The organism is Bacillus sp. TL12 (genome assembly GCF_022625245.1).
Taxonomy (GTDB): domain Bacteria; phylum Bacillota; class Bacilli; order Bacillales; family Bacillaceae_G; genus Bacillus_A.
In genome coordinates this window covers 1-242 of the sequence record NZ_JAJJBY010000265.1, presented here as the reverse complement: position 1 = coordinate 242, position 242 = coordinate 1, and the positions used below count along the sequence as shown (strand labels likewise).

General features: G+C 45.5%; 1 pseudogene. It reads right to left on the bottom strand.

The features are described from left to right. Window positions 1-242, bottom strand: a pseudogene (locus tag LOK41_RS28855) (group II intron reverse transcriptase/maturase); the annotation flags it as partial.

Sequence of the window (242 nt, the reverse complement as noted above, 5' to 3'; positions counted from 1 at the left end):
CATTTTGCCGTTTGCTTTTGGGATTTCTACTTTACGATTAGCTTGTGGTTGATATGTTCCAGCCTGCAGTTCTGCTTGGATGTTCTTTAGAAACGGTATAACTCCCTCTAGTTCTATATCAGCGAAACTTTGACCGTCGATACCTGGGGCACCGCCGTTTTTCCTCGCATGCTGATATGCTTCGTGGAGGGTTGTTAGTTTGGTAATGTGGGAAAATAGCCCCCAAAACCGATGCGTAGGTT